Consider the following 6761-nt stretch of genomic DNA (forward strand, 5'->3'; position numbering starts at 1 on the left):
TTGCGGTTTGACTTCTCGCGGTTTCAGGAAGCCGGATAGGCAGCCGGATAGATCTTCATCTTTGTAATTACTCTGTTCTGGCTTGGGTTTCGCTGTTTCAGTGGGCTTCAGGAAACCAGATAAACAACCCGATAAATCCTCGTCCTTGTAATTCTCGACTGGCTTGGGGTGTGGCTGCGGCTGAACTACTCTGGGCTTCAGAAAACCGGATAGGCAACCCGATAAATCCTCGTCTCTATAGTTATTGTCTACTGGCTTGCTCTGTGGTTGCTGTTGTTGCTCCCGTTCTTTTGCCGCCAACAGTTCCGCCCGCGTGGGGAAGCGAAAGATATCGGGCTGGGATTGGGCTGCTCGATGGTTAGATGCCTCGCGATCGCGCTGATTCATCGGATCTTAGCTCCTGTCTAAAATGGTATACCTTGATACCAATCTTAGATTCATCTCGATCGAATCTTAATCAGTGGAAACACGGAATATATTCAAAACAAATCAAAAATATATATTTAGTTTAGATTGTCTACTTAATTTCAAATTGCAACTAATGTAATTACCAAAAACGGCTTTTTTGCTGAGTGACATCTAAATAGCGATCGGCTACGATGCAAAATAAGATCTGATAAGTTGTAGCGACAGATACATTATATTAGACGTCAAAACCCACTTGCAGATGGTTGTCAAGATAGAAGTACAGAATATTTAGTCAAAAACTATACACAATTACTCGATCAATGAGAATATCCACATTTACAAGAATCTGCAATCGTTTAAGCGACCTGAAGAATATCTCGAACTGTGACATCTTTATGGCAAAAGAAGACATGGAGCAGATTACTGTATCGTTTTGCTTACATCCCAACCTGCTTGGCTCGATCGTCATTCGCGAACAGTCGGGGATGGAATCCTACAAGCTGGTAATCGATCGTCAGGTAATAGCCATAGTGCATGCCAAATCGGCTGAATCCGATCTCGGCATTCCAGAACAGCTCATCGAGCAGATCCAAGCATGGCATCTGCATAAAAATCGACAAATCTCGACCTGTGGATCTTACCGACTAAGCTACGCAGACTAAATCTCTAATCAGTAATAGCTTGGAAGTAACGTAATTATCGAGTTCCTGAGACTCTTGCGCATTCAGAAAGACTCGCTCTTTGACTTTCTGAGTTATCAACTGCGAGAGGTCGCGATCGGGCAGGGCGAGCACTACTGGTTGACTAACTTCCAATACTGCTTTCCAGAGTAAGCGGAGTAAAGATGGCTCGAATGTAGTGTTATAAATGATCTTTTCACCTAAAAACTTAATCTTTTCTTTATAATACCCGATTTTACTCGCAATAGAACCATCCGATTGGGGCTATGAACCGAGTAGCTCATCTGCTAGGTCAAAATTAGCCGTCACGGCTTGAACGTCATCCAATCTTTCGAGCACTTCGATGAGTTTGAGCAGTTGCTGGCTTTGGTGTGGATCGTCTACTAGCACTGTGTTCTGGGGGATCCACCGCAACTCCACATCACTGACAGGGAAACGATGCTCGCGCAGAGTGGCACTCAGATGTTCGAGATTGGCTACTGTCGTAAATACCTCTGCTCCTGGCTGCTCGTCATCATCGAGTAACTCATAGACATCCGCACCGCCAGCCAGCGCAGCTTCCAAGAGTAGATCCTCATCGACATTCCCCGCGATCGAGCACACGCCTTTGCGATCGAACATCCAGCTCACGCAACCCATTTCCCCCAAGTTGCCACCGCGTTTGGTAAAGGCAAAGCGGAGTTCTGCTGCCGTGCGGTTGCGATTGTCTGTCAAAGCTTCGACGATGATGGCGACGCCGCCAGCACCATAACCTTCATAGCGAATTTCTTCGAGTTGGTTGCCACTATCGAGCGTCCCCGATCCCTTGGCGATCGCGCGATCGATGTTATCGTTGGGGATACCAGCGGCTTTGGCTTTTTCGATCGCCGTCCGCAGTTGAAAGTTACCATTGGGATCGGGAATCCCATTGCGAGTAGCGACAATAATTGCGCGGGATAATTGGGTAAATGTTTGCCCGCGCACAGCATCAACTCGTGCTTTTTGTCGCTTAATAGTTGCCCATTTACTATGACCTGACATATGAATCGATTAGCTGTTCGGATTGGAATGACGATTGCTCTAATTTTACTGGTAATTATCGCCGGATGTACGCCAGTGCAGCTAGATCGACCTGGTGTCACCCATCTGACCCTCTGGCACGGTATCAATCCGCCACCCAATCGCGATGTATTTCAGCAATTAGTCACCAAATTCAATCGCACCCATCCCGCGATCGAGATCGAGTCGATTTATGTCGGGCAAGCCGATCGACAATTACCCAAAATTCTGGCGGCGATCGTCGGCGATGCCAAGCCAGATCTCCTGTGGTTTGGGTCGATGTTAACCGGGCAATTGGTCGATTTAGAGGCGATCGTCCCGATCGATACTCAGTGGCAGCGATCGGCAATTAGCAAAGATATCGATCCGGCATTACTCGGCTCGATGCAATACGAACAGCATTTATGGTCGATCCCCTTTGGTACTAATAATGTTGGCATTTTCTATCGTCCCAGCTTATTTAAAGCCGCAGGGATCGCACATCTTCCCACCAATTGGGCGGAATTCACAGCCACTGCCAAACAGCTGACGCGCGATACCAATGGCGACGGTAAACCAGATAAATATGGGATCGTATTACCCTTAGGGCAGGGTGAATGGACGGTGTTTACCTGGTTGCCATTTATGTGGGGTGGCGGCGGCGAACTCCAAGCTGGAGCGCAGACGAAGATCGATAATGCTGGTGCGATCGCGGCTTTGCAATTATGGCAAGATTTAATTAATGATGGCAGTGCGATTTTATCTGCCCCCGAACGCGGTTATGAGTTGGATAGTTTCCTGGCGGGGAAGGTGGCGATGCAATTAACTGGGCCGTGGACATTGGGACAATTGGCGGGGCTGAATTTTAGCGATTATAGTGTGATGCCAATTCCGGCGGGGACGCGATCGGCGACCAGTATCGGTGGTGAAAATCTCTTTATGATGAAAACTAATCCCAGCCATCAGCAAGCAGCTTGGGAATTTATGGAATATGTATTGAGTGAAGATTTCCAAACTGAATGGGCATTAGGAACGGGATATTTGCCCGTAAATCTTAAAGCACGTTCGCGCACTAGCTATCGAGATTATGTGGCTAAAACACCAGCAATTCAAGTATTTTTAGACCAAGCGCAGGATGGTAGGCCGCGCCCGATCGAGCCTGGATACAGTCAAATCTCCGAAAATCTCGGTCGCGCGATCGAATCCGTACTAATGAGAACAACATCGCCCCAAGCCGCACTGGAGAAGGCACAGGCTCGGCTAGATTTGAGTCTGAATCGAGAATAAATCTTTGAATTTACACTCTGGATGTTCCGCATGGCGATCGAGAAGGGGGATATGGGAGCGGATTTCGGTGTGAATTCTGAGTGGTAAATGATTGTCAGCTCGATCGGCAGTGGGTTTGCCTGCTAGCAACTTTGACGGTGTATTTTAAGCTTAGGATCGATCGGCAAAGATTGATTTCAATTCTGAATTAATCTCGGCAATTTAATAGTAGTTGTTTCTAAAAATGCGACCTCACTCGATTGTTTGATTTTGGGCGCATTTAGCTATGTTCTTTACTATAACTAAATATAGCAATCCTATTTAATTCGTAAGCAGACGGTAGGGTATGTTATCCCGTAGGGTAACGCACCAAAGATACTAGACTTCTCCAATAAATCTCACTAAATCGTACAAATAGCTGGTGTGTTCTAACAAGGTAGTGTGGTATATTACTTGTAATCTGACTGGTGCTTCTGCGACTCTAAACTGTATTCAAGATTGAGTTTTACTCAATACTCGATCGCCTTGGAGTCTAAACTTCAACTTAGCTTGAAATAGCAGAAAGAATTGCCATGGCAGCCAATAAGATTATAAATTTCATCAAAGATCTAGTTCTCAATCCTTATCGCGGTCTGAGCTGGGTGGGTACGAAACTAGCCTATAAAATGAGATGGAAAAAAGTGCCATTTCTCCCGATCGGGATCGACATAGAACCGAATAATACTTGCAATTTTAAATGCTCTCACTGTCAAGTCACCTATTGGGATAAAAAACCCGCTTATTTCGATCGCGAAATCTTTAGCAAATTACTCGCCCAAATCCCGAGTTTAATGCGAGTTAAGCTCCAAGGGATGGGCGAACCATTATTAAATAAAGAGCTGATCCCGATGCTTCAAGCTGGGGAAGCGCGGGGACTGCGGATGTATTTTAATACTAATGGCAGTATCAACGATCCCGCCACATCCCAGCAGCTAGCCCAACTCCAGCGGACTCACATCAACTATAGTCTCGATGGAGCTACCGCCGAAACCTTCACCCAGATGCGTCAGGGTAGCCGCTTCGATCGAATTATTAACAATATTCGGATGCTCGTTGGCGAACGCAATCTTGGTAGTAAATTAGCGATCTCAGCTTGGACGGTAGTCACTCAAAAAAATATCCACGAATTGTCTGAGATCGTGCGATTAGCCAAGCAACTCGGACTCGATTACATTACCATTCAACCGCATCTGAGTAACTGGGGCAAAGCCGAAATGCTGCCTCGGACTGATGGCATTCAAGTTACCAATGAACCCGATATCTTCGCTACCGAACTGGCAACAGCTAAATTAGTGGCGACTGAAGTCGGGATCGAACTGGCAATCAACGAATCCAATCGCTTTTGTCGCGATAAGCCTTGTCCGTGGGTGTGGAAAAGTGCCTACATTACGGCAACTGGTGATGTGGTTCCGTGTAATGTGATTGCCGATGCTGATATCGTCAAAATGGGGAACGTGTTCGAGCGAGATTTCAAAGATATCTGGAACGATCGAGCTTACCAAGAGCTACGCGGACGCATTGCCAGCCACGATCTCCCGGATCACTGTAAGCATTGCTATGTCGATCCAGATTGAGCTGTCCCGATCGATTGCAGTTTGATATTAGCACCGCATCTAGCTGCCGTCCATTGACGGCGAAGCTTGCGGAAGCTGGAATTCAAGTCTCGATTGGATGAGGTCGGTTCAATATTTTTTGTGTAGTTTACCGCTCGATCGGCAGTCTCAATCTACACTAAATCGCGCCGATCGAAGTTATTGGTAATTGAGATGGTAAATATCGCGCACCCTACGAAGACAATGTTCGATCTGGTTGCAGATCGCTAGCGACTAAACTTTTAGCTCAAACCGAAATCCACCAATATCGACCGATGGTTGAAAAATACCGTAGCTAGTCGCTCTCACGCGCCGAGCTACTTCATCTTCGGTCATATCTGGCGAGATCGTCATCAGTTCGTTGAATTCTTGTCTAGTCCGAGGCGGTCTAGTCCAGTGTTCTGGGGATTCTGGCAATGGTTTGCCATCGAGCAGTTTGCCAATAACTTCATAAAACAGTACCAATTGAAACTCATAAGTTCGTTGGAGCAACGAACTCACATCATCTGTTGGAAATACTGGAAACCGTTTGACGGCAATAATTCTCCCTGTATCGACTTTGCCAGCCATATAATGACAGGTCGCGCCGTATTCGGCAGCGTTATCATATAGGGCATAATTATTGCAGCCAATGCCGGGATAGTCTGGGGAGGCAGGGTGAAAGTTGATCGCGCCTTTTTCGGCGGCTTCGATCGTATGTACCGGAATCACCCATCGACAGAGGTACGAGATGATATAGTCTCCTCGCCAATGCCGAATATCCTCAGGCATTGGCTTACCCCATTCTGAGTAGTAGGAAGTGACATGTCTAAAATTATCTTCGACAAATTTCAACGCACGATCGCAGTAGAGATCGTCTTTTTTACCTAAAAATAGTACGGATTCGGTCAGCTTATTTGACATGAGTTAATTCTCTTCACTAATTTATTTACAAAGTGCCAGACAGTATTCTTTGAGTGCAGTGGCGGCAACTTGTGGATATTTGCAACTTTCAAAACTAAATTTATCTTCCGGTTTGTGGGCTTTGGTGGCTGCTAAATGCTCCCATAACTCCAGCCAGATATCTAAATGCGCGACCAATTCGATCGCGTTTTGCTGCTGCTCGAACGGCAAGAGATAACCTTGCGAGAGGATCAGACTCCGGATCTCGCGGTTATTATCGCGGAGAATTTTGGCAAATAAAAATTGCCTACCATCAGCGTGGAAGTTTTGATAGGCAGCCTCACCGCGCCTAAAGTGGAGACTCAAGGCTCCCGCTAAATCTGCGACGGGTCTAGCTATTGCTTGTACTGACATGAATGATTGTAATATTAATGACTTATATCAAATAATAGACTAAAAAAGCATTAATGACTTACGTTCGCAACTACTTTGGTAATCTTGAGCCAGAATGCGCGTCGCGGGCGGCGAGTGCGAGATCGTAAAGTTGTTCGTGGAGCTGGATGATGTGCTGGAGATCGTAAGCAGACAAAAGACCTTGGCGACCGTACTGCGCCATTTTGCTGGCTTCCTCCGGTCGATCGAGCATCCAGGTCATCGCAGCAGTCAAGCCACTGATATCGCCCACATCGACGAGCAATCCCGAACCACCAGCGAGTAAATCTTGCGTTCCCCGAATCTTGGTACCGATCGTCGGTAATTCTAAAGCTAAAGATTCCAACACACTGCGGGGTAAACCTTCTTGGTCGGAAACTAAGATATTGGCCGTGGCAGCTTTCATCAGGACGGGGATATCATTGCGTCTGCCCAAAAAATGGAG

The 6761-nt window shown here is 46.6% G+C and carries 10 protein-coding genes; 3 read left to right on the plus strand and 7 right to left on the minus strand.

The window, feature by feature from the left end; genetic code table 11:
• A partial coding sequence (locus RMO84_RS07400; protein WP_310487825.1) for a hypothetical protein occupies window positions 1-387 on the minus strand: 387 nt, incomplete at its 3' end.
• 416 nt (window positions 388-803) lie between these two features.
• Here RMO84_RS07400 and RMO84_RS07405 point away from each other — a divergent pair.
• Window positions 804-1070: a hypothetical protein gene (locus RMO84_RS07405; protein ID WP_310487826.1), complete on the plus strand. Its 267-nt coding sequence runs from the start codon at window positions 804-806 to the stop codon at window positions 1068-1070.
• Here RMO84_RS07405 and RMO84_RS07410 read toward each other — a convergent pair.
• Complete coding sequence (locus RMO84_RS07410; protein WP_310487827.1) at window positions 1053-1223, minus strand: hypothetical protein; 171 nt, start codon at window positions 1221-1223, stop codon at window positions 1053-1055. The genes RMO84_RS07405 and RMO84_RS07410 overlap by 18 nt on opposite strands.
• Window positions 1224-1352: 129 nt before the next feature.
• Window positions 1353-2108: a YebC/PmpR family DNA-binding transcriptional regulator gene (locus RMO84_RS07415; RefSeq protein ID WP_310487828.1), complete on the minus strand. Its 756-nt coding sequence runs from the start codon at window positions 2106-2108 to the stop codon at window positions 1353-1355.
• On the opposite strand from RMO84_RS07415, the gene RMO84_RS07420 reads away from it, so the two are divergent.
• The gene (locus tag RMO84_RS07420; protein WP_310487829.1) at window positions 2109-3392 is read left to right on the plus strand and encodes an ABC transporter substrate-binding protein; all 1284 of its coding nucleotides are present in this window, start codon (window positions 2109-2111) and stop codon (window positions 3390-3392) included. It abuts the gene before it with no gap.
• Here RMO84_RS07420 and RMO84_RS07425 read toward each other — a convergent pair.
• The gene (locus RMO84_RS07425; protein WP_310487830.1) at window positions 3366-3521 is read right to left on the minus strand and encodes a hypothetical protein; all 156 of its coding nucleotides are present in this window, start codon (window positions 3519-3521) and stop codon (window positions 3366-3368) included. The two genes, RMO84_RS07420 and RMO84_RS07425, sit on opposite strands and share 27 nt — an antisense overlap.
• Window positions 3522-3943: 422 nt before the next feature.
• On the opposite strand from RMO84_RS07425, the gene RMO84_RS07430 reads away from it, so the two are divergent.
• The gene (locus tag RMO84_RS07430) at window positions 3944-4984 is read left to right on the plus strand and encodes a radical SAM/SPASM domain-containing protein (protein ID WP_310487831.1); all 1041 of its coding nucleotides are present in this window, start codon (window positions 3944-3946) and stop codon (window positions 4982-4984) included.
• Between the two features lie 252 nt (window positions 4985-5236).
• Here RMO84_RS07430 and RMO84_RS07435 read toward each other — a convergent pair whose 3' ends face one another.
• The 3 genes from RMO84_RS07435 to RMO84_RS07445 all read right to left on the minus strand — a co-directional run.
• Window positions 5237-5905 carry a formyltransferase family protein gene (locus RMO84_RS07435; RefSeq protein ID WP_310487832.1) on the minus strand — a complete coding sequence of 223 codons (669 nt, stop codon included), beginning with the start codon at window positions 5903-5905 and terminating at the stop codon, window positions 5237-5239.
• A gap of 21 nt (window positions 5906-5926) precedes the next feature.
• Entirely contained in the window at window positions 5927-6298 is a 372-nt protein-coding gene (locus tag RMO84_RS07440; RefSeq protein ID WP_310487833.1) for a hypothetical protein, read from the minus strand.
• A gap of 70 nt (window positions 6299-6368) precedes the next feature.
• A partial coding sequence (locus tag RMO84_RS07445; protein ID WP_310487834.1) for a glycosyltransferase occupies window positions 6369-6761 on the minus strand: 393 nt, incomplete at its 5' end.

This window comes from Chamaesiphon sp. VAR_69_metabat_338, assembly GCF_031423935.1.
Taxonomy (GTDB): Bacteria; Cyanobacteriota; Cyanobacteriia; order Cyanobacteriales; family Chamaesiphonaceae; genus Chamaesiphon.